A 21,385-nucleotide genomic window follows, 5' to 3' on the forward strand; every position below is an offset into this window, starting at 1 on the left:
GTGTATTTTATAATAATTCTAAAATTTAAAAATCACAGCCGAAGCTGTGATCTAAAACTATACTTTTACTTAATCAGAATATTGCGGACTTATTTTTAGGCTGCTTGTTGACGACTGTCCACTAATTTACAGCCTGTCTGCTGTTGTAATTCTTCAAAGCTTAAGCCATCCACTATTTCAATAACCTGAGCTTGTAGGTCTTTTAATTCAATCACACACAAATCAGTATAAATACGGTTGACACAATGTTTACCTGTTAGAGGATAAGTCAGTTCTTCAACAATTTTTGCCTCACCGTTTTTGGTCACATGTTCCATGCAAACATAGACACAGCGAGCACCCACTGCCAGATCCATCGCACCGCCTACAGCAGGTACAGCATCAGCATTACCGGTATGCCAGTTCGCCAGATCACCATTAATAGCGACCTGAAAAGCCCCCATGATACAGATATCCAGATGCCCGCCTCGCATGATATCGAAAGAGTCGGCAGAATTCATAAAACTGCCACCTTGCAACATGCTTACGAGTTCTTTGCCGGCGTTAATCAGATCATCATCTGCCTGTTCAGGATCACTCAATGCAGCAAAACCTAAAACGCCATTTTCCGAGTGTAGAATTACTCCTTGTTCAGGTTTTAAATAACCTGCTACGCGTGTCGGTAAACCAATACCCAAATTTACAAAAGAGCCGGTTGGAATGTCTTGTGCAACTTTAGCTACAATCTGTTCACGACTACGTTTTTGAATATTCATTATTTAATATCTCCAACCTTGACCACATGCTGTACAAAAATTCCTGGCGTTACAATGATCTCTGGATCAAGTTCTCCCAGTTCCACAACTTGATGGACTTGTGCAATGGTGGTTTTTGCTGCTTTGGCCATGATCGGACCAAAATTCCGTGCTGCCTTACGGTAGGTCAAGTTGCCCCACTGATCTGCCTGATTGGCATAAACCAAGGCATAATCAGCATGTATCGGATATTCCAGCACATAATCTTTTCCATTGATATTACGGGTTTCTTTACCCTCAGCTATTTTGGTACCAAAACCGGTTGGAGTAAAAACAGCTCCTAAGCCTGCACCGGCTGCCTGAATACGGCAGGCCAGATTGCCTTGTGGCACCAGTTCCAGCTCAACTTTTCCGGCTTTATACAGATCTTCAAAGACGGTTGAGTTATTGGCCCGTGGAAATGAACAGATCATTTTTTTAACCAGTCCAGACAACAGCAGATTGGTTAGACCACGATCTCCAGAAGCTGCATTGTTGTTAATAATGGTTAAGTCTCTAGGACCAAAGTCAATTAATGCTTCGATTAATTCTACCGGCTGACCTGCCAGGCCAAAACCACTGGTCATAATGTGTGCACCATCAGGAATTTGCTTAAGTACCGTCTCGATATCCTGCGTGATTTTATTCATCATATTGCTTCCTAGCATGTTCTATCTATATTACGAGTGCAGATTAATCTGCCTTTTGTGGATCAAATAAGCGGTCTTTAATAAAGAAAGCGGGTATCAGGCCGCAAAGAAAATAGGCAATGCCCATAATCAGTAAGCCGGTACCAATTGAGCCTCCTTGAGCAAAATAGCCAATGGTAAGAGGTGCAAACACCGCACCCAGTCGGCCTACGTTATATGCCCCACCCACTGCTGTTCCACGCACTTTGGTGGAGAAGCTTTCTGTCATGTAAGTCGCATTAATACCGTATGGAATACCATAGAGAAAACCGAAAAATAACATCAGCCAGAGGATATTATCCGGCGTATTACCAAAGACAATCACAGGGATAAAAATTGCAGTACCCATAGTGCCGAAAGCAAATACCGCACGACGGCCAATCCGGTCAGCGATAAAACCGGCAATAACTTTGGTACACATCATGATCAGGAAAGTCCCGATCATATACATGGTCATTTCTTTAAACTTGATTCCCAGATCAGTCTCTAAATACGCCGGTAGCCAGTTGCTGACTCCATAATAGCCAAACTGTAAAAATGCGGTACTGAAGGACCAGAGGATAAACATGCGGCGGCTAAGTGCATCTTCAAAAATCATTTTAAAAGTATTTTTTGGTTTTTCCTGCAGAATACCACTGGCTTTTGCATCCAGGCGTGCTTTACGCGCATCTAACCAGGCTTTCGGCTCAGGCACCAAGAAGTACATCGCGAAGGCCAGTACAATTGGAATAATGGCAATATAATAGAGGTATCGCCAGCCAAATTCAGGCAATAGCCATCCAGCCAGAACAGTTGCGACCACCGAGCCTAAAGTCCAGCCAGTCATAAGCGTTGCCAATACTGTAGAGCGATATTTGGTGGGTACATACTCTGCCATGAGTGTGTTACAGGCAATATATAGAGCACCTAGTCCAATCGCAGACGTAAAGCGCAGCCATTTGAACTGATCATAACTTTCTACGAATCCTAACCAGAAGGTTAATGAAGAAAATAATGCAATGGCAATGACGATCACACGAACCCGGCCAAAACGGTCACAAGCCCAGCCACCAAAAAAACCGCCGATAGCCATGCCTGCAAGCGTCCAGCTCCCTAAGGCACCGGCCTGCATATTACTTAATGAAAACTCTTGTTTCAGACTGGTCAGACTGTAGGCTAATAACGCAATATCAGCACCATCAACCAGTAATGCTAAAAATGAGAAAATAAAGGCCAGAATCCAGACTCTTTGCTTGGGTTCGTTTCCACCTTCCACTGGGTGTTGTTGTGAACTGATCGTATCCATAATGCTCTTTCTACTTTTCGGCACTCCTGTGCCTTTTTAAAACGCATATTTCACTTAATTATTTAGGTGAAATATAGAATATTTACTGATCATTACCACACTTGAACAAAGTGGTATGAAGATGATTTTCAAAGTTCTTGATAAATTTTCTCTGCAGAAATCACGTAGCAATACATTGAAAGATGTGATTAAGCACAATTCTTAAACCCGTAAAACAATCTAGCCAGCAATGCTGGCTAGAGGTTGATGTCAGGTTTAGTTGCAAAAGGCTGCAATTCCGGTTTGTGCACGACCTAAAATCAGGGCATGTACATCATGGGTACCTTCATAGGTATTTACCACTTCCAGATTAACCAGATGACGGGCCACACCGAATTCATCGCTAATGCCATTTCCACCCATCATGTCACGGGCCAAACGGGCAATATCCAGTGCCTTGCCGCAGTTATTACGCTTAATTAAAGACGTACCTTCAACTGAAGCAATGCCCTCATCTTTCATGCGGCCAAAACGTAAAGCCACCTGTAAGCCAAGGGCAATTTCAGTTTGCATATCTGCCAGTTTCTTCTGGATCAGCTGATTCGCAGCGAGTGGTCGGCCAAACTGTTTACGGTCCATGGTGTATTGATGCGCGGTATGCCAGCAGAATTCTGCTGCGCCCATCGCACCCCAGGCAATCCCGTAACGGGCACTGTTCAGACAGGTAAATGGACCTTTTAAGCCACGTACTTCTGGAAATGCATTTTCTTCCGGTACAAAGACATTATCCATCACAATTTCACCGGTGATTGAGGCACGTAGACCCACTTTGCCGTGAATTGCTGGAGCAGAAAGCCCTTCCCAGCCTTTTTCTAAAATAAAGCCACGAATGTCACCGACATTGCCTTCAGCAGATACTTCTTTGGCCCAAACTACAAATACATCGGCAATCGGGCTGTTGGTAATCCACATTTTTGCGCCTGTTAAGCGGTAACCACCCTCGACTTTTTTAGCACGGGTAATCATGCTACCCGGATCAGAACCATGATCTGGCTCGGTCAAGCCGAAGCAACCAATATATTCACCGGTTGCTAATTTTGGTAAATACTTTTGCTTTTGCTCTTCAGAACCAAATTCATTAATGGGTACCATCACCAGAGAACTTTGTACGCTGGCCATTGAGCGATAACCTGAATCGACACGTTCAACTTCACGGGCAATCAGACCATAACTGACATAATTTAAACCTGCACCACCATACTGTTCTGGAATGGTTGGGCCTAGCAGACCAAGTTCACCCATCTCACGGAAAATGGCCGGATCAGTTTTTTCATGGCGGAACTGTTCCAGTACACGCGGCATCAGTTTGTCTTGACAGTACGCTGCCGCTGCATCGCGGATCATGCGCTCTTCTGACGTCAGTTGCTGTTCGATTAAAAACGGGTCTTGCCAATCAAATCTAATTTTTGTCGTCATTTTAATATTTCCTTATTTTAAAATTATGAGATTAGGCGGTTGCCTGTTTAATCATTTCACGCGCAATAATAATTTGCTGGATTTGTGTGGTTCCTTCATATAAACGGAACAAACGCACATCACGGTAAAAACGTTCAATTGAATATTCACTGATATAACCCGCTCCGCCATGAATCTGCAAACAGCGATCAGCTACTCGACCACACATTTCGGTTGCAAACATTTTTGCACAAGAGGCTTCAGTCGTAACATTTTGACCAGCATCACGCAGACGCGCAGCATCCAGCACCATACATTTGGCTGCATAAATCTCGGCTTTAGAGTCTGCCAACATACCCTGGATCAGCTGGAAATTCGCAATGGGCTGACCAAACTGTTTGCGTTCCACTGCATAGTTAAGTGCGTCTTCCAGCATACGCTCTGCCATGCCCACGCTATAACCGGCAATGTGCAGACGGCCCTTATCCAGCACACGCATAGCTGTTTTAAAGCCAATTCCTTCTACACCGCCAATCAGCTGATCTTTATGCACTTTACAGTTATCAAAAATTACATCACAGGTATAAGAACCATGCTGACCCATTTTCTTGTCAATTTTACCTAGGCTTAAACCAGGTGTGCCTGCTTCAACTAAAAATGCTGAAATACCGCTAGCACCTTTAATCTCTTGATTGGTACGTGCCATCACGGTAAATGTCGTGGCGCGTGGCGCATTGGTGATGAAGCGTTTAGTTCCGTTTAAAATATAATAATCGCCGTCTTTGACAGCGCTGGTTTTTAAAGCAGCAGCGTCTGAGCCTGAATCCGGTTCGGTCAAACAGAATGAACCAATAATTTCGCCCGTGGCATAACGCGGTAAATATTTCTGTTTTTGCTCTTCTGTACCATCAATTACAATGCCACTTGAGCCAATGCCGTTGTTAGTACCAATTAAAGAGCGAAAGGCAGCCGATGTATGACCTAATTCCATCGCGACCAGAATTTCTTCTTCCATGGTAATGCCTAAACCACCATATTCTTCAGGAATCGTCAGGCCAAACAAGCCCAGCTCTTTCATCTGTTCCACAATATGTTCAGGAATGGCGTTGTTCTCTTCTACTTCATGCTCAAGAGGCACCAGTTCATTTTTTACAAAATCGCGAATCGTTGACAGAAGTTGGTCTAGCATTTCCGGATCACGAATCATATGAATCTCCATGGATATAATTTAGGTAAATTCCTTTACCCTTATTTTTGTTTCGTATTACGAAATAAATAATCATATAAAATCATTTTGAGCAAGTGAAATTATTAAAAATTTTATATTTTAACTAAAAAATGAAATTTTTCTGGTATTCCAGTTAATTTATGTTTAAGATTTAATTTCACGATACGAAATATTTTGATGGATGATTGTTTTATTTATCAGTTTTTTTTGAATAGATAATTAAACCTTTTTTCTTGCTGTAATATTTATCGATCACTGACTCTTTCGGAGAAATCGAAACTTTTTAAATGTGTTGGCTACGTATTAAACCTCAAAAACTAGATGATTTTATATTGTCTTCAAAGTTGGGTAACAGGATTCTTTTCGACCACAAATAATTTCGGCACTTTTTCCTATATTTTATCTTTTGTAGAAGTGTTTTATTTTGTATCGTGAAATTATGTTGCTATCATATTCATTAATTTAACTTTAATTGCCCTGACCATGACAAAAAATAAAACTGGTGAAATTCCCAACTTTGATGAAATCCGTTTAGATCCGATTTCACATATTCATAGAGAAAATAATCCTCAATTTATTGCGTCTATTGCGCGTGGATTGGAAATCTTGCGTTGCTTTTCAGCGACCAATCAATTGCTTGGTAATCAGGAAATTGCACAATTAACCAACTTGCCCAAGCCGACTGTAGCGCGTATTACCAGCACCCTGGTTTCTTTAGGTTATTTAAAACAACTGCCAAATACCACGAAATATCTATTGGATGTTGGCGTATTGGCTTTAGGCTATGCAGCTTTGAGTAATATTTCTGCACGGACTCAGGCTTATCCGTTTATGGAAGAAATGTCACGCTATTCCCAAGCCCCTGTGGCAATGGCTACCCGTGACCGTTTGAGCATGATTTATCTGGAAGTGGTACATACAGAATCGACGCTGACCATGCGCCGCCCTGTCGGTTCGACTTTACCGATTCATAGCAGTGCCATGGGACGCGCCTGTCTGGCAGCGATGGATGTAAAGGAACGCGAATATTTATTTGACGCGATCAAGAAAAGAAACGAAGATCAGTGGCTAACCATCAAGCGTAATCTGGAACGTGCAATCCGTGATTATCAGGATTATGGCTACTGTCTGTCTCTAGGTGACTGGGCAAAAGATGTGAATTCCGTGGCAGTTCCACTAGTTCATCCCAAACATGGAATTTTAACATTTAACTGTGGTGCTCCAAGTTATCTGTTAAACCAAGAAAAACTGGAAAATGAAATTGGACCACGTCTGATTCACATGGTGAATAATATTGCGATGAATCTCAATAACATATAAAAAATTAATCATCAGAGCGACATTAAGTCGCTCTTTTTATTGAATACTCAGTCTACACATCTTCTTACTTTACCCAGAATTTGCCGCAAACCTTTTTTAATGCTGTGAAATAGATAAAGTCCTATTTCAAATAAAAAGATCAAAAATAAACTTCATAACCGATTTAGATAATGCTATAAATATCGTATAGCGAAATTGGATTTTACATTATGGAAGATATAATAAGAGAATCGATGGAGTTTGACGTCGTCATCGTAGGCGCAGGCCCTGCGGGTCTTTCTGCTGCGATCAAAATTCGTCAACTTGCAATTGAAAACAACTTAAACGATCTGTCCGTTTGTGTCGTAGAAAAAGGCTCCGAAGTCGGTGCACATATTCTGTCTGGTGCTGTGCTTGAACCGCGTGCCATGAACGAGCTGTTCCCAGACTGGAAAGAACAGGGTGCCCCGCTGAATGTTCCGGTGACTGAAGATAAAACCTTCTTCCTGCTGTCAGATGAAAAACCACAGGAAGCACCACACTGGATGGTGCCTAAAACCATGCACAATGATGGCAACTATGTCATCTCGCTCGGCAACGTGGTGCGCTGGTTAGGCCAGAAAGCTGAAGAACTCGAAGTGTCAATCTTCCCGGGCTTTGCCGCCTCTGAAATTCTTTATCATGAAGATGGCACAGTCAAAGGCATTCAAACCGGTGACATGGGTATTGGTAAAGATGGCGAACCAACACATAACTTTACCCCGGGTTATGAACTGCATGCCAAATATACGATTTTTGCAGAAGGTTGCCGTGGTCATTTAGGTAAACGTCTGATCCAAAAGTTCAACCTGGACAAGGACGCGGATCCGCAACATTACGGTATCGGCATTAAAGAGCTTTGGGAAATCGATCCTGCCAAGCATAAACCGGGTCTGGTGATGCACGGTGCCGGCTGGCCACTAAATGAAACTGGTTCTTCAGGTGGCTGGTGGTTATACCATGCTGAGAATAACCAGGTGACTCTGGGCATGATCGTAGATCTGTCTTACACCAACCCGCATATGTATCCCTTCATGGAAATGCAGCGCTGGAAAACCCATCCATTGATCAAGCAGTATCTGGAAGGTGGTAAGCGTATTTCTTATGGTGCGCGTGCTGTGACCAAAGGTGGTTTTAACTCATTACCAAAATTCACCTTCCCGGGTGGTTCTTTGATTGGTGATGATGCCGGCTTCCTGAACTTTGCCAAGATCAAGGGCTCACACACTGCAATGAAATCCGGCATGCTCTGCGGTGAAGCGGTGTTTGAAGCGATTGCTGCCGGTGTAGAAAAAGGCGGTGATCTGGCGGTGGCACGTGTAGTGGAAGGCGAAGATTTCTTTGTCAAAGAACTGACCGCGTATACCGACAAGTTCAACAACAGCTGGCTGAAAGAAGAGCTGTATAACTCACGTAACTTCGGTCCTGCCATGCACAAGTTCGGTCAATGGATGGGAGGTGCATTCAATTTCATCGACCAGAACATATTTAAAGTGCCGTTCACCCTGCATGATCTGGTTCAGGACCATGCTGCGTTAAAAACCCAGGCAGCTGAAAGCTTCAAGCCGAACTATCCAAAACCGGATGGTAAGCTGACCTTTGACCGTCTGTCTTCGGTGTTTGTATCGAATACCGTGCATGAAGAGAACCAGCCAGCACATTTGAAACTGACCGATGCTTCAATTCCGGTAGAAGTAAATCTACCGACATGGGATGAGCCTGCGCAGCGTTACTGCCCGGCGGGTGTTTATGAGATCATGGAGAATAATGATGGTTCAAAAGGCTTCCAGATCAATGCAGCCAACTGTGTGCACTGCAAGACCTGTGATATCAAGGATCCGTCCCAGAACATCACCTGGGTAACACCGGAAGGTGGTGGTGGTCCGAATTACCCGAATATGTAAGGTAATTCCTGTGAAGAAGAAAAATATATTTATTTCTCACATTCACATACCCAATCTTGAAGCAGTTAGTACTAACACTTCACTTTAATTTTTTAGGTAATCCCAGTTCCCTCGGGAGCTGGGATTAATAAATTTTTAAATAGAAAAATAGAAAAATAGAAAAATAGAAAAATAGAAAAATAGAAAAATAGAAAAATAGAAAAGATTGCATATAGGGTCACAGATAAAAATGGCCTACTCGAAACCGAGTAAGCCATCTTTAAGATTTAAAACAAATGACGAAAAATTTTAGTCATTCTTCTATGGATTATTGCTGAGCCACAAACTTGGCACGCGCTGCATGCAATTTCTTATAGCTGTCAATTAAACGTAGATGACGATCCAGCCCTTCAAGCTGCATGTTGGTTTCGGTCAAACCATAGAAACGGACTGTTCCTTCAATTGAACCTAAAACGGCATCCATACGGGCATCACCAAACATACGACGGAAGTTGTGTTCATAATCTTCCAGTTCCATTTCATCATCCAGAATGACCTCCAGAACGACATTCATGCACTGGTAGAACAGGCCACGTTCAACGGTATTGGTATTGAACTGCAGGAACTGCTCAACCAGATCTTTGGCTTCTTCAAATTGCTGCAAAGCCACATAAATCAGCAGTTTCAGTTCAAGAATAGTGAGTTGGCCCCATTCAGTATTTTCATCGAACTCGATACCGATCAAGGTTTTGATTTCGGTATAGTCATCCTCATCTGCTTCTTCCAGACGCTCAACCAATGCTTCCAATTGTTCATCATTCAGACGGTGCAGATTCAGGATATCTTCACGATATAACAAAGCCTTGTTGGTATTGTCCCAAACCAGATCTTCTACCAGATAAATTTCCGAATAGCCCGGTACCAGAATACGGCAAGCTGTTGCACCTAGATGCTGATACACCGCCATATAAACTTCATGGCCCATGTCTTCCAGAATCGTGAATAATTCCTGAGCTTCGTCCGCATTCGAATTTTGAGCGTTATTAGTAAAATCCCACTCGACAAAATCATAATCTGATTTCGCGCTGAAGAAACACCAAGACACTACACCGCTCGAGTCGATAAAATGCTCAACAAAGTTATTCGGTTCAGTCACTGCATTGCTGCTAAAAGTTGGTTTTGGCAGATCATTCAGGCCTTCAAAACTACGGCCTTGTAACAACTCAGTCAGACTGCGTTCTAATGCCACTTCAAAGTTAGGATGGGCACCAAATGAGGCAAATACACCACCGGTACGTGGGTTCATCAAGGTGACACACATGACCGGGAACTGACCGCCTAAAGAAGCATCCTTGACCAGAACCGGGAAGCCCTGTTCTTCCAGACCTTTAATGCCTTCAACAATTTTTGGATATTTTGCCAGAACATGCTCAGGCACATCCGGAAGTGTGAGTTCACCTTCCAGAATTTCACGTTTTACCGCACGTTCGAAAATTTCAGACAGACATTGTACTTGAGCTTCAGCCAGCGTATTCCCGGCGCTCATCCCATTGCTCAGGTATAAGTTTTCAATCAGATTGGACGGGAAATAAACGGTTTCACCATCAGATTGACGTACAAATGGCAATGAGCAGATGCCACGAGCCTTGTTCCCAGAGTTGGTGTCATATAAATGTGTACCCAATAATTCATCTTCAGGATCATAAATTTCACGGGTATGTTCATCTAAAACTTCTATAGGTAGTTCGCCATTCGGACCTGGCTGGAACCATTTTTCATCTGGATAATGCACAAATTCGGCATTGGCAATATCCTCACCCCAGAACTGGTCGTTATAGAAGAAGTTGCAGTTTAGACGCTCAATAAATTCACCCAAGGCAGATGCCAGCGCACTTTCTTTGGTCGAGCCCTTACCATTGGTAAAACACATTGGCGACTGCGCATCACGAATATGCAATGACCAGACATTCGGCACGATATTACGCCAAGACGCAATTTCAATCTTCATGCCAAGGCCTGCCAGAATTGCAGACATATTGGCAATGGTTTCTTCCAGCGGAAGGTCTTTACCCGGAATGAAAGTCGTATGATCAGAAGCCAGACTTGGCATTAACAAGGCTTGAGCATCTGCATCGATACTTTCCACTTCTTCAATGACAAATTCAGGACCGGTTTGAATTACTTTCTTGACGGTACAACGGTCGATCGAACGTAAAATTCCTTGGCGATCTTTTTCAGAAATATCAGCCGGCAGTTCCACCTGAATTTTAAAAATCTGTTTATAGCGGTTTTCAGGATCAACAATATTATTTTGCGAAAGGCGGATATTATCAGTCGGAATATCACGTGCTGCACAATATACTTTGACAAAATAAGCCGCACAAAGTGCCGACGACGCCAGAAAATAATCGAATGGGCCAGGTGCCGAACCATCGCCTTTATAGCGGATCGGCTGATCGGCAATCACCGTGAAGTCATCGAACTTGGCTTCCTGGCGTAGATTATCGAGATAATTGACCTTAATTTCCATGTGGATACCTAAATATTCTTATGTGCCGTCACGGACAGATAAGATGCTGAATCTGAATATACAAGCCGGTTCACGGAGGAGAACTTGAATGAAAAATAGAAAATGGTCAGGTTATGCCATTTGACTAAGTGTCTGGATAACGCTGCCGAGAATGGCCGCTATTATAGAATTATTTTATGAAATTGATAATGTTTGTCTGAAATTCTGGCAGATTAAACTAGGCCCTCAGTCTTTCCTGAGCTACAGGAGCATGAATCTACTTCAAGTCATGAATTATATGATCAATCAAGGTTGCGGATGAGGCAGATTTTCACCTGCCTAGTCTGAGATAATCTTAGAAATCATAACTCAGGGCAAATACTGCAAGATTACGCTGCTTGTCAGCATAGCGGTCATAACCGCCAAAGATATATTCACCCGACACACTCAACTGCGGTAAAAGCGCATAACTGAGTCCGGCAGACGCATAACGGAAGGCATGCTGTTTTTGGGTATCGCCCAGTTCACCGCCCTCATATTTGCCTTCATCGTTAAAATAGCTCCCTGCTGCCGTAACGCTGGCATTCAGGCGATCATTCAATTGATGGCTCAGATTCAGTGTATAAAAGGTATCGCCCTGATTGGCATAAGCCACATCATAGAGATAGGTTGATACGCTGGCACCGATACTGGTCTGATCATTCAACGTACGACTTACATTTAAACCCAGCTCATTTCCGGTAGTATGCTTGCCGCCCGGATAATAATAGGTTGCGTTCCATAGATCCCAGTCATAATTTTCGCTGCTATGGGTATAACCCACCAGAAAATCATGCTCGAATTTGTCTGAACGATGTCCCTGACGCCCCTGCACTTCTGCATAAGAATATCCAAGCGTAGATCCCCAATATCCGACATAAAAATTGCCGTAAGCTAGATTCAGCCCTGCCTGTACAGCAACGTCGTCATTTTCAGGTGCATTGGTCAAACCACGGGATACATATTTGGATACCACACTCAAGTTTCCGCTTGCTTCTATTTTTTTTACTTCCGCATCATCGGCATAACAGTAAAAACTTGAAACAGCAGCGCAGCCAAACAGCACTGTTTGATTGAATATTTTCATAAAATATAAAATGTATTAAGCAAAGCGGAGATAAAATCGAAAGCAGTCGAGGTTTTATCTCCGCTTTGGGACAAAATTGAAATTCGCTTTACTCCTGCTTTGCTAGACAACAGGAATAAAACCATGATTTAAGCGCGAGGCGCCTTGTAAAAAGGTGCAGATGAAGGCGCAAGAGCAGGCTTGCCACGAATATGGTCTGCCAGTTTTTCAGCGATCATAATCGTAGTTGCATTGAGGTTGCCGGTAATGATCAAAGGCATGATCGAGGCATCAATCACGCGCAGACCCTGCATTTCATGTACGCGTCCATAACCATCGACAACCGCCATGTCATCCTCACCCATTTTACAGCTACACGATGGATGATACGCGGTTTCTGCATGATTACGAACAAATTCATCAATTTCAGCATCTGTTTGTAGATGTTTTCCCGGACTGATTTCTTCACCACGATAGGGATCTAATGCCGGCTGATGCATGATTTCCCGGGTAATGCGGATGGCATCGCGGAATTCACGCCAGTCCTGCTCGGTACTCATATAGTTGAACAGAATACTTGGATGCTCAAACGGGTCTTTGGATTTCAGACGAACACGGCCACGTGACGGCGAACGCATAGAGCCCACATGAGCCTGAAAACCATGTTCATGAATGGCATTGGTGCCATTATAATTAATCGCCACAGGCAGGAAATGATACTGGATATTGGGCCATTCAAATTCGTCGGAAGAGCGGATAAAACCACCGGCTTCAAACTGGTTGCTGGCTCCAATACCTTTACCTAAAAATAACCATTCAGCGCCAATCATCGGCTGGTTATACCACTTGAGTGCCGGATATAAGCTAACCGGTTTTTTGCATTTATATTGCAGGTACATTTCCAGATGGTCTTGCAGGTTTTCACCCACACCAGGCAACTCCTGAACCACAGGAATATCCAGACTTTTTAACAGTTCGGCCGGACCTACACCGGAGCGTTGCAGGATTTGCGGTGAGGCAATTGCACCCGCACATAGCAATACTTCACGATCCGCAAAGACCTGAATCGGCTGTAAGGTATTTTGTCCTTCAAAATATTCCACACCAATTGCCTGATTACGATTAAACAGAATCCGGTTGGTCATGGCGTGAGTAATAATCGTGAGATTATCCCGGCCTTTGGCCATATCCAGATAACCACGTGCTGTACTGGAACGACGGCCTTGCGGCGTTACGGTACGGTCCATCGGCCCAAAACCTTCCTGCTGATAGCCATTCAGGTCATCAGTACGTGGATAACCGGATTGAACCCCAGCTTCGACCATGGCATGAAACAGCTCATTATTACCATTCTTAGGCGTTGCGACTGAAACCGGGCCTGAATCGCCATGATAGTCATTGCCGCCAATATCGCGGGTTTCAGCTTTTTTATAATACGGCAGACATTCGGCATAGCTCCAGTGTTCCAGACCTTTAAGGCTGGCCCACTGTTCCAGATCCATAGCATTACCACGGATATAGCACATGCCATTAATCAGTGAAGATCCGCCCAGACCTTTACCACGGCCGCATTCCATACGGCGATTGTTCATGTGGGGTTCGGGGTCGGTCAGATAGGCCCAGTTATAGCGTCGTCCCTGTAATGGATAAGCTAATGCAGCCGGCATTTGTGTTCTGAAATCTAGACGATAATCTGGTCCACCCGCTTCCAGCAACAGGACCTTTACATCCGGATCTTCAGTTAAACGCGCTGCTAGCACATTTCCTGCCGAACCTGCGCCGATAATAATATAATCGTAATTCATCCAATCCTCCCTTATGCGCTAAATACAGACTGGAAAGGACTAAGTTCAACTTGCACTGACTTGGTCTGGGTATATTGCTGTAGCGTGACAATACCATTCTCGCGACCGACACCCGAATGTTTATAACCACCCACTGGCATTTCTGCCGGTGATTCGCCCCAGGTATTAATCCAGCAAATGCCGGCTTCGATTTGATGAATAATACGGTGCGCACGTGCCAGATTTGGTGTCACGACACCAGCTGCCAAACCATACTCGGTGTCATTGGCACGACGAATCGCCTCTTCTTCTGAGTCATAACTCAGAATACTCATGACTGGACCAAAGATTTCGTCACGGACAATGGTCATGTCGTCACGGCAATCAGTAAATACCGTTGGTAGCACATAAGCGCCTTGAGCAAACTGCTCATCTTCAGCACGGCCGCCACCACACAATAAGCGTGCACCTTCGATCTTGCCCTTTTCAATATAGCCCAACACTTTTTCCATATGAGAGAAGCTGGACACTGGACCAAAATTGGTTTCAGGATCAAGTGGATCCCCCATCCGGATATAAGGAATACGCTGCAGAATCTTTTCTTCAAATTCGGCTTTCAAGGCTAAAGGTACAAATACGCGGGTACCATTGGTACAGACCTGACCGGAACTGTAGAAGTTGGCCATCATGGCTATATCTGCTGCCAGATCCAGATCGGCATCTTCACAGATAATTAGCGGGGATTTTCCACCCAGCTCCATAGTCACTTCTTTCAGGCTGGAATTCGCAGCTTGGGCCATGACTTTTTTGCCGGTCGCGACACCACCGGTAAATGAAACTTTGGCTATGTCCGGATGTGAAGTCAGATAGCCACCAATTTCACCACTACCGGTTACCACATTAAATACACCATGCGGCACACCGGCTTCAGTATAAATTTCTGCCAGTTTTAGCGCAGTTAAAGGCGTTATTTCACTGGCTTTAAAGATCATGGCATTGCCCGCTGCCAGTGCAGGTGCAGATTTCCATAAGGCAATTTGAATCGGATAATTCCACGCACCAATCCCAGCAACCACACCCAAAGGTTCACGGCGGGTATAGACAAACGAACTGCTTCTGAGCGGGATTTGCTGGCCTTCTAATGCTGGCAAAATACCTGCATAGTATTCGAGTACATCTGCGCCTGTCGCAATATCGACGGTGGATGTTTCACTGAAAGCTTTACCACTGTCGAGACTTTCTAAACGTGCCAGCTCGTCATTACGTTCACGAAGAATAGCGACAGCCTTGTTCAAAATACGGGAACGTTGAATCGCCGTCATTTCTGCCCAGACTTTTTGTCCTTGCTGTGCCGATTCAACAGCGCGATCGATATCATCTCGCGTACATACCTGCACGTCTGCCAGAATTTCTCCAGTTGCAGGATTAATCGTTTGAAACGTGCTATTGGATGTTGCATCGACATATTGTCCATGAATATAAGGACGTTGCAGTTTGAATGTTGTCAATGGAATTTCCTCGCAGGTGGGTTATTTGAGTTGTTGCCGGATATATTCACTACACAGTTCAATCGGCAGTTCTGGGTCAATTTCGCCATTTACCAAAGCACCTCTTAACCAGAATCCGTCAATCAATGCTGCCAAACCTTGAGCAGCTTTCTCTGCCTGGTCTTTACTCAACTTTTTCATGAATTCATATTTAAGGTTGGAATGTAAACGGTAATGATTAATCTGCTGTAAACGATGTAATTCAGGTTGGTGCAAACTGCTAGCCCAGAACGCCAGCCATACTTTCATCGCAGCTTTATCTGTTTGTGGTGCAGCAAAGTTGCCACGCACAATTGCCAGTAAACGTTGTTCAGGTTCGCCATCGACTTTGGACTGCATTTCTGCAACAGATTTACCCAACTGCTGCAATAAGTAACGCATTGTGGCTTCAATCAAGCCATTTTTACCTCGAAAATAATGACTTATGATGCCGGTTGAGACACCTGCCCTCTGAGCAATCTGACTAATTGAAGCTTCTGCAAAACCTAGCTCATTCACTGCAGCTAAGGTGGCATCGATCAGTTGCTGACGACGGATCGGTTGCATACCAACTTTGGGCATAGGACTAACCTGAATAACGGATGTAGCAATAAAAAATCACTCTGCTAGAGCAAATAGCTGAATGATGTAACAATTCATAAACGCTTTTTTAATTGAACGTTCAATTAATAAAAATTATAGTGCCAGCTCACCCTTGATGTACAGCGCAGTTTGTTTTGGATTTGCAAAAGTTTGTAATTAACGAAAACAAGGAAGCTTTACCGCAGGCTTTTGCTTTTAAATCACACTGCACTGTAGATCATCCGGCAACAAAACGATGGTCATGAATTTATGCAAAAGAAAAAAGAAGATATGCAAGATGGTCTGAATAAAGTAGTTTTTTATTTTTCGGCGACACTTATTCTGCTGTTTTCTATCATCACCATTTTATTTAATGAACAAGCTAATCAAGTCATTATTAATATTTTAAACTGGGTCAGTCGTACCTTTAGCTGGTATTACCTGCTGGCGGCAACGCTGTATCTGGTTTTTATCATTTTTATCGCCTGTTCCCGTTATGGCGAGATTAAATTAGGCCCCAAACATTCCAAGCCAGAATTTAGCCTGCTGAGTTGGTCGGCGATGCTATTTTCTGCCGGAATCGGGATTGACCTGATGTTTTTCTCGGTGGCGGAACCACTTTCCCATTATATGAATCCGCCTGTAGGCGAAGGCGAAACCTTTGAAGCTGCGCGCCAGTCCATGGTGTGGACCCTATTTCACTACGGTTTAACCGGCTGGAGTATGTACGCGCTGATTGGGGTCGCCCTGGGTTATTTCAGTTATCGCTACAATTTACCGCTCACCATCCGATCGGCACTTTATCCGATCTTTGGAAAAAGAATTAATGGTCCGATCGGCCATACTGTGGATACGGCTGCAGTACTCGGCACGATTTTTGGTATTGCCACCACCTGCGGGATTGGCGTTGTGCAATTAAATTATGGCCTGCATGTGCTGTTTGATTTACCGGAAAATATCTGGATTCAAGCTGCACTCATCGCTGTTGCTGTGATTATTACTATTATTTCAGTCACTGCCGGTGTCAATAAAGGCATCCGGATCCTGTCTGAAATTAATATCTATGTATCAATTGGGCTGCTGCTATTCATTCTGTTTGTAGGCAATACCGAGTTTTTATTAGCTGCCTTGATTCAGAATTTTGGTGACTATATCAGCCAGTTCCCGAAACTTTCTTTAACCAGTTTCCCTTTTGAACAACCGAAAGAATGGATGAATAGCTGGACCCTGTTCTTCTGGGCATGGTGGATCGCCTGGTCACCTTTTGTCGGTCTGTTTCTGGCCCGTATTTCCCGTGGTCGTACCATTCGTGAATTTGTCACCGGGACTTTGGTTATTCCTCTGTTATTTACCCTGACCTGGTTGTCTATTTTCGGTAACAGTGCTTTATATAGCGTGATTTTTGATGGTAATACTCAACTTGCTACGACAGTTTTAGAAAATCCGGCACATGGTTTTTATGATCTGCTGGCGCAGTATCCAGGCTTTATGTTTACTGCAGGTGTCGCCACCATTACCGGCTTGCTGTTCTATGTGACCTCAGCGGATTCAGGGGCATTGGTATTGGGAAATTTCACCACCAAATTCACTAATATTGAGCATGATTCACCGCGCTGGCTGAGTGTGTTCTGGGCCATTGCCATCGGTTTGCTAACTTTGGCAATGCTCATGGCCAATGGCGTAACAGCATTACAGAACACCACGATTATTATGGGCCTGCCTTTTAGTTTCGTCATTTTCTTTGTGATGGCGGGACTATATAAGTCCTTACGTCTGGAGGATTTTCGACAGGCCAGTACCAGTCTGAATGCGGCACCTGTGGTCGGCAATGTGGATATATTGAACTGGAAGAAGCGTCTAAGCCGGGTCATGCTGCATCCAAGCCTGTCCCAGACCCGGACCATGCTGGACAATGTCTGCAAGCCGGCCATCGAGGCGGTTGCAACCGAGTTAATTGATAAAGGCATTCAAGTCAATATTCAGGAAAAATCACTTGAGGAAGAACCTGAACTGTATCACCTAGATCTGACCATTCAGCTCGATGAAGAAGAAAACTTTGTCTATGAAATATGGCCGGTACGCTATGACACGCCAAATTTCAGTTCACGTGGTAAACGAACCAAACGTTATTACTATCGTCTGGAAAGTTATCTGTTTGAAGGCTCTCAGGGCAACGATCTGGTCGGTTATAGTAAGGAACAGGTGATCAATGACATCCTGGATAAATATGAACGCCATATGATGTATCTGCATATTAACCGGATCAGCCCAGGTAAACGTCCGCTGTTCCCGGATCGTGAAATCTAGGATCTCTCAACTACGGAAGGAATCAATAATGTCAGAAAGTTTGAATGCATTTGCCCTGTTTTTCTCCCTGCTCAATCCTTTTCTGATGAGTATTTATATGCTCGGAATTATCCGTAATTCCGACGCAAGAATATTCAACATGGCATTGATTCAGGGCAGTCTGATCAGCTTTATTGTGTTCATCATTTTTGCAAAAACCGGTGAAGCCTTCTTTAATGAATTCTTGCATGTACGGTTTGAGTCCTTCCAGATTTTTGGCGGTATTATCTTTTTGGTGATTGGCTATCGTTATGTCTTTGAAGGTGCTGATACGATTGGCGTGATGCGTGGAGCGCCCAGTCATCTGGCGGGCACGATTGCCATGCCGTTTATGATTGGTCCGGGCACCATTTCGGCATCTGTGATCACCGGTATACAGCTCAGTTTAATGCAAACCATTCTGGTGATTTTCTTTACCCTGTTTCTGACTTGTAGTCTGCTGATCCTGATGAAATACCTGCATGATCATTTACAGCACAAGTATTCAAACTATATTGACCTGTATGTCGATATTGTAGGTCGTGTTGCAGCGCTTTTAATCGGTACCATTGCCATCGATATGATCGTGACAGGTGTTACAGGAATATTAGAAACCTGATAAATCCTTTCTATCGATAAATATAAAGAGCGGGAAATATCCCGCTCTTTTTTTAATTTTTAAATAATTAAAATTTAAATGACACACCGGCATAAGTAGAAAAACCTTCACCCGGCGAAGAACGAGCTTCATCTTTCCCACCGTCGTTAAGGCCTGGAATCACGACCGCAGCATATTTCTCATCGGTGATATTTTTAAAGTTGATCCAGATTTTCCATGATTGATGTTCTGGTGCATAACCTAAGTCAATGCCCCAAATCTGATAGTCGTCACTGAAACGGCTATTGGCATAATCATGCGCCATTTTGGATGCATATTCAGTATTCAGACCAATATAGAGGCCATTATTCAAAGCATAACTCAGTTGAGCCTGATACAGATGTTTAGAGATTCCTGGCAACTGGTTCTTGCCAAACAATGGATCATTTTTATACTGGAAATCGCTAAGCGTATAAGCCTGTTGCAGACGCAGCTCGCCATATCGGGATTCATGCAATGGCGTATCCAGGCTTAGCTCCACCCCTTGATGAATCGTTGGCGTCGCATTTTCTTCTACACCGATTCTTTCCTTTGGTGTATTGGGATCAACAGTATCTCCATAATCCTTAATCATTTCAGAGGTTAACAGTTCATTTTTTACTTTAGAATAATAGTAGCTCAGTGCCCAGTCTCCAAAGCCCGATTGTCCACGTCCGCCCAGTTCAAAGCTATTGGCGGTTTGCGTGTCCAAATAGATTGGCGCACGCACTCGATTTGATGCAGCTCCATTGTCTTTAGGATAATAATAAGGTGAAGACCATGCCATCGCCCAAGGATGTGCCGGCTCAATACTGCGGCTTAAATTGGCAAACCATTGCACAGAGTCATTCGGCTGATAGGTCAACCCAAGTCGTGGTGCAAAATTCCATTCATAACGACTGACTTTAGGATCTACCTCAGGACCTGAATCTGGGTCGGGAAGAATATTTGCATAAGTAACTTCACTTTCCCGATGGGTATACACAGCTGCCAATCCCAGATCTAATTTGAACTGATCATTTAATGTAGTTTCCTGATCAAATTGCAGCACGTTGTCTGAACCACGATAGGTATAGCGGCGGGTAACTGTGTCTACCGGATACGTTTGATTACCAATTTCTGTATTAAATCTTAAAGTTTCAGTAACCCCACTGTCCGGGCGATGAGTGGTGCTACGCAAGGCAATACGCCCCTGATGCTCCAGACCTAGAAACTGATAAGGCCTTTCATACTGGAAGCGCGCTGTAATATCTTCATAATCGACATTAGTACGATAACTGCTTTCACGTAAATCCAGCGGATAATGATGATAAGCCAGACTGCCGGTCAGTTTAGCATCATCCTGTAAATTCCAGGTCGTAGTATTGGCCAACCAGGTACTGCCTGGCTGAATCCGTTTGGCATCTACCGCTAAATTAAAGCTATTCGCTGCTTCAGGATCATTTTTGAGCTGTTCTTGCGTAATACGACCTGGAGTTAAATGCTTGCTCTCACGGTAACGGGCATAAAAACGGGTTTCGATATCCGGACTAATTTGATAGCCCAAATTAAAAGCCAGACCTTTGCCATCGCCTTCAGCATGATCCTGAATCCCATCGAACTGGGTACCCGTCAGCGCCAAATAATAATCCATCTGATCCAGCTTTCGGCCGGTACTAAACTGATATTTCTGATAACCATGACTGCCCATTTCATATTTGAGTTCAGAGCCATCCTGATCAGCGCCAGTCTTGGATTTATAGTTGATTGTTCCACCTAAGGCCAGTCCACCCTGTTTAAAGCCATTGGCTCCGCGATAGACGCCGACATGATCAATCCACCAGGGTTCTAGCAGTTCATACGCTGTACCACCCGGTCCGGTAAATGGAATATCATCAATCAGGACGTGCGTACCGGATGCGTGTGCACCTGAAGTCCGGTTGATTCCTGAGCCACGGATCGATATTTTTGCACCTTCATTCCCTGCAGACTGGGCATAAATTCCTGGCTGTAAACGGAACACATCGGCTGTGGTTGCAAGTCGCTGCTGTTCTAATTGCTGCTCACCAATGAAATTCGTTCCTCCTGAAACCTGAGCCAGCTCTTTCTGATATTGCTGCTGCGGATTGGCATTTTGCTCAGCGCTGATCACAATAGTATTCAGCTGTTGAACATTGTCCGGTTCTACGGCAGTTTCAGCATAAAGATGACCTGAGACAATCGACAGAATCATGAGGCTCAGCGGGCTTTTCTTGAGAGGAATTTTTGTCATGTGCATGGCGATTTTATACAGTCCTGTATAAGTGAT

15 protein-coding genes are annotated in these 21,385 nt (G+C 43.9%); 4 read left to right on the forward strand and 11 right to left on the reverse strand.

Annotated elements, in window-relative coordinates; translation table 11 throughout:
• Positions 1 to 95 precede the first annotated feature (95 nt).
• The 5 genes from LOZ91_RS08350 to LOZ91_RS08370 all read right to left on the reverse strand — a co-directional run bounded on the left by LOZ91_RS08350 (position 96) and on the right by LOZ91_RS08370 (position 5,388).
• Positions 96 to 755, reverse strand: coding sequence for a 3-oxoacid CoA-transferase subunit B (locus LOZ91_RS08350; RefSeq protein WP_005096908.1), 660 nt, complete (start codon positions 753 to 755; stop codon positions 96 to 98).
• Entirely contained in the window at positions 755 to 1,426 is a 672-nt protein-coding gene (locus tag LOZ91_RS08355) for a 3-oxoacid CoA-transferase subunit A (RefSeq protein ID WP_004730985.1), read from the reverse strand. The genes LOZ91_RS08350 and LOZ91_RS08355 overlap by 1 nt, the downstream gene beginning before the upstream one ends.
• 40 nt (positions 1,427 to 1,466) lie before the next feature.
• The gene (locus tag LOZ91_RS08360) at positions 1,467 to 2,747 is read right to left on the reverse strand and encodes an MFS transporter (RefSeq protein ID WP_004646972.1); all 1,281 of its coding nucleotides are present in this window, start codon (positions 2,745 to 2,747) and stop codon (positions 1,467 to 1,469) included.
• A 255-nt stretch (positions 2,748 to 3,002) separates the two neighbouring features.
• Complete coding sequence (locus tag LOZ91_RS08365; protein WP_005096909.1) at positions 3,003 to 4,202, reverse strand: acyl-CoA dehydrogenase; 1,200 nt, start codon at positions 4,200 to 4,202, stop codon at positions 3,003 to 3,005.
• A gap of 31 nt (positions 4,203 to 4,233) precedes the next feature.
• Positions 4,234 to 5,388: an acyl-CoA dehydrogenase family protein gene (locus tag LOZ91_RS08370; RefSeq protein WP_005096910.1), complete on the reverse strand. Its 1,155-nt coding sequence runs from the start codon at positions 5,386 to 5,388 to the stop codon at positions 4,234 to 4,236.
• 504 nt (positions 5,389 to 5,892) lie between these two features.
• Here LOZ91_RS08370 and LOZ91_RS08375 point away from each other — a divergent pair.
• Positions 5,893 to 6,729, forward strand: coding sequence for an IclR family transcriptional regulator (locus LOZ91_RS08375; protein ID WP_005096911.1), 837 nt, complete (start codon positions 5,893 to 5,895; stop codon positions 6,727 to 6,729).
• A gap of 209 nt (positions 6,730 to 6,938) precedes the next feature.
• A complete protein-coding gene (locus LOZ91_RS08380; RefSeq protein ID WP_180049416.1) occupies positions 6,939 to 8,651 on the forward strand; it encodes an electron transfer flavoprotein-ubiquinone oxidoreductase in 1,713 nt (570 codons plus the stop codon).
• Positions 8,652 to 8,958: 307 nt separating this feature from the next.
• On the opposite strand, the gene LOZ91_RS08385 is transcribed toward LOZ91_RS08380, so the two are convergent.
• From LOZ91_RS08385 to betI, 5 genes are all read right to left on the reverse strand, one after another.
• Positions 8,959 to 11,160: an OsmC domain/YcaO domain-containing protein gene (locus LOZ91_RS08385; protein WP_244783016.1), complete on the reverse strand. Its 2,202-nt coding sequence runs from the start codon at positions 11,158 to 11,160 to the stop codon at positions 8,959 to 8,961.
• Between the two features lie 334 nt (positions 11,161 to 11,494).
• On the reverse strand, positions 11,495 to 12,265 hold the full coding sequence (locus LOZ91_RS08390) for a hypothetical protein (RefSeq protein ID WP_244783018.1): 771 nt from the start codon (positions 12,263 to 12,265) through the stop codon (positions 11,495 to 11,497).
• A 128-nt stretch (positions 12,266 to 12,393) separates the two neighbouring features.
• Positions 12,394 to 14,049, reverse strand: coding sequence for a choline dehydrogenase (betA, locus tag LOZ91_RS08395; RefSeq protein WP_005096915.1), 1,656 nt, complete (start codon positions 14,047 to 14,049; stop codon positions 12,394 to 12,396).
• A gap of 11 nt (positions 14,050 to 14,060) precedes the next feature.
• Positions 14,061 to 15,536: a betaine-aldehyde dehydrogenase gene (gene betB, locus LOZ91_RS08400; RefSeq protein WP_005096916.1), complete on the reverse strand. Its 1,476-nt coding sequence runs from the start codon at positions 15,534 to 15,536 to the stop codon at positions 14,061 to 14,063.
• Between the two features lie 21 nt (positions 15,537 to 15,557).
• On the reverse strand, positions 15,558 to 16,136 hold the full coding sequence (betI, locus tag LOZ91_RS08405) for a transcriptional regulator BetI (protein ID WP_005096918.1): 579 nt from the start codon (positions 16,134 to 16,136) through the stop codon (positions 15,558 to 15,560).
• Positions 16,137 to 16,406: 270 nt separating this feature from the next.
• Here betI and LOZ91_RS08410 point away from each other — a divergent pair, with 270 nt between their 5' ends.
• Entirely contained in the window at positions 16,407 to 18,443 is a 2,037-nt protein-coding gene (locus LOZ91_RS08410; RefSeq protein ID WP_005096920.1) for a choline transporter, read from the forward strand.
• Between the two features lie 28 nt (positions 18,444 to 18,471).
• Positions 18,472 to 19,080 (forward strand): MarC family protein, encoded by a 609-nt coding sequence (locus LOZ91_RS08415; RefSeq protein ID WP_244783020.1) that lies wholly within the window; start codon positions 18,472 to 18,474, stop codon positions 19,078 to 19,080.
• A 67-nt stretch (positions 19,081 to 19,147) separates the two neighbouring features.
• Here LOZ91_RS08415 and LOZ91_RS08420 read toward each other — a convergent pair whose 3' ends face one another.
• Positions 19,148 to 21,355, reverse strand: coding sequence for a TonB-dependent receptor (locus LOZ91_RS08420; protein ID WP_180049407.1), 2,208 nt, complete (start codon positions 21,353 to 21,355; stop codon positions 19,148 to 19,150).
• Positions 21,356 to 21,385: the final 30 nt, after the last annotated feature.

The sequence above is a fragment of the Acinetobacter sp. F-1 genome (assembly GCF_022869025.1).
GTDB classification, from domain to species: domain Bacteria; phylum Pseudomonadota; class Gammaproteobacteria; order Pseudomonadales; family Moraxellaceae; genus Acinetobacter; species Acinetobacter pseudolwoffii.

Coding starts and splice junctions, on each gene's coding strand:
- LOZ91_RS08350 (WP_005096908.1), bottom strand. CDS start 755: ATGAATATTCAAAAACGTAGTCGTGAACAGATTGTAGCTAAAGTTGCA.
- LOZ91_RS08355 (WP_004730985.1), bottom strand. CDS start 1,426: ATGATGAATAAAATCACGCAGGATATCGAGACGGTACTTAAGCAAATT.
- LOZ91_RS08360 (WP_004646972.1), bottom strand. CDS start 2,747: ATGGATACGATCAGTTCACAACAACACCCAGTGGAAGGTGGAAACGAA.
- LOZ91_RS08365 (WP_005096909.1), bottom strand. CDS start 4,202: ATGACGACAAAAATTAGATTTGATTGGCAAGACCCGTTTTTAATCGAA.
- LOZ91_RS08370 (WP_005096910.1), bottom strand. CDS start 5,388: ATGATTCGTGATCCGGAAATGCTAGACCAACTTCTGTCAACGATTCGC.
- LOZ91_RS08375 (WP_005096911.1), top strand. CDS start 5,893: ATGACAAAAAATAAAACTGGTGAAATTCCCAACTTTGATGAAATCCGT.
- LOZ91_RS08380 (WP_180049416.1), top strand. CDS start 6,939: ATGGAAGATATAATAAGAGAATCGATGGAGTTTGACGTCGTCATCGTA.
- LOZ91_RS08385 (WP_244783016.1), bottom strand. CDS start 11,160: ATGGAAATTAAGGTCAATTATCTCGATAATCTACGCCAGGAAGCCAAG.
- LOZ91_RS08390 (WP_244783018.1), bottom strand. CDS start 12,265: ATGAAAATATTCAATCAAACAGTGCTGTTTGGCTGCGCTGCTGTTTCA.
- betA (WP_005096915.1), bottom strand. CDS start 14,049: ATGAATTACGATTATATTATTATCGGCGCAGGTTCGGCAGGAAATGTG.
- betI (WP_005096918.1), bottom strand. CDS start 16,136: ATGCCCAAAGTTGGTATGCAACCGATCCGTCGTCAGCAACTGATCGAT.
- LOZ91_RS08410 (WP_005096920.1), top strand. CDS start 16,407: ATGCAAAAGAAAAAAGAAGATATGCAAGATGGTCTGAATAAAGTAGTT.
- LOZ91_RS08415 (WP_244783020.1), top strand. CDS start 18,472: ATGTCAGAAAGTTTGAATGCATTTGCCCTGTTTTTCTCCCTGCTCAAT.
- LOZ91_RS08420 (WP_180049407.1), bottom strand. CDS start 21,355: ATGCACATGACAAAAATTCCTCTCAAGAAAAGCCCGCTGAGCCTCATG.